This is a genomic window from Promicromonospora kroppenstedtii DSM 19349, assembly GCF_000515355.1.
Taxonomy (GTDB): domain Bacteria; phylum Actinomycetota; class Actinomycetes; order Actinomycetales; family Cellulomonadaceae; genus Promicromonospora; species Promicromonospora kroppenstedtii.
This window is the reverse complement of record NZ_KI911693.1, coordinates 52,737-54,282: the sequence shown is the minus strand read 5'-3', so window position 1 is coordinate 54,282 and position 1,546 is coordinate 52,737. Positions and strand designations below refer to the sequence as shown.

Below are 1,546 nucleotides of genomic sequence, written 5' to 3'. Positions count from 1 at the left end.
GACGGGCTGCCCGGGGACGAGGTGGGCGGGGTGCCCGTGCTGGGCGACCTGTCCCGGGTGGGCGAGGCGGCCGCGCTGGTCCGCGCGAGCGCCGTCGCGGTGAGCGCGTCGGGGAGCATCACCTCCGACGTCGTCCGCCGGCTCGGCTGGCAGCTCGAGCGTGTGGGCGTGGACCTCATGCTCACCACCGAGCTGGCCGACGTCGCCGCCTCCCGCATGAGCGTGTCCCCGACGTCGGGCCTCTCGCTGCTGCACGTGGACGCGCCGAGGTTCCGGGGGGCCAAGTTCCGCGTGAAACAGGGCATCGACTGGGTGCTCGCCGCCGTGATCACGGTGCTCGTGTCGCCGATCCTGCTCGGCGTGGGGCTGGCCGTCGCGTTCACCAGCAAGGGCGGGCTGTTCTACCTGTCCGAGCGCGTGGGCCGCGACGGCAAGATCTTCCGGATGTTCAAGTTCCGCACCATGCGCGTGGGCGCCGACCGCGAGGTCAAGGCCCTCACGGCGGGGAACGACGGCGCGGGCCCGCTGTTCAAGATGCGCGCCGACCCGCGCATCACTCGCGTGGGCCGCGTGCTGCGCCGGTACTCGCTCGACGAGCTGCCCCAGCTGTTCAACGTGCTCGGCGGCCACATGAGCCTCGTCGGACCCCGGCCGGCGCTGCCGCACGAGGTCGCGGCGTACGAGGAGCGCATGCGGCGTCGGCTGCTGGTCAAGCCCGGGATGACAGGCATGTGGCAGGTCTCCGGCCGCTCCGACCTGCCGTGGGAGGAGGCGGTCCGGCTCGACGTCTACTACGCCGAGAACTGGACGCCGATGCAGGACCTGGCCATCCTCGGGCAGACCGCCCGCGCCGTGGTCTCGGGGCGCGGGGCGTACTGACGCCCCGCGGCCCGAGCCCTGCCAGGCTTGGCAGGGCTGACAGGGCTGGCAGGGCGAGGGTCAGACCTTCTCCCACACCGAGACGTGGTTCTCGGAGTCCGCGGTGAACGGCGACCGGTCCCAGCCCGCCCAGCGGTGCCGCAACCGGAGCCCGGCGATCCGCGCCATCAGATCCATCTCGGCGGGCCAGGCATACCGGAACGGCACCGAGCGGAACCGGCCGGTGCCGTCGGGCCGCACGGTCACGTGGTTCGACGTGAACAGCTGGGTCGCGACGTCGTACCGGTCGAACCCCACGTAGCCGGTGTCCCCCGGGCCGGGCGCGACCGTGAACGGGACGGTGTCCTGGCCGGGCGGCAGGCGGCGCAGGCCCGGCACGCCCACCTCGATCAGGAACAGCCCGCCGGGCCGCAGGTGCGCCGCAGCGTTGACGAAGACGTCGACCTGTCCGTCCTGGGTGGTGACGTTGCTGATCGTGTTGAACACCAGGTAGGCCAGGGCGAAGTCACCTGGCCCGACGGCGCCGCCGAACCCGTCGAACCGGGTGGACGTCATGTCGCCGATGGTGACGCCGACGTCCGCCCCGCCGGGCTTGCCGGCGATCCGCGCGGCCATGGCGCGGCTGAGCTCGATGCCGCCGACCTGGACGCCGCGGGCGGCGAGCGGC

2 protein-coding genes are annotated in these 1,546 nt (G+C 73.2%); one reads left to right on the top strand and one right to left on the bottom strand.

What is annotated here, in order from left to right; all coding sequences use genetic code 11:
• Positions 1 to 879, top strand: an 879-nt coding sequence (locus tag PROKR_RS17080) for a sugar transferase (protein ID WP_157602187.1), incomplete at its 5' end; no start/stop codon positions are given.
• Positions 880 to 939: 60 nt separating this feature from the next.
• On the opposite strand, the gene PROKR_RS17075 is transcribed toward PROKR_RS17080, so the two are convergent.
• A partial coding sequence (locus tag PROKR_RS17075) for a class I SAM-dependent methyltransferase (protein ID WP_036964966.1) occupies positions 940 to 1,546 on the bottom strand: 607 nt, incomplete at its 5' end.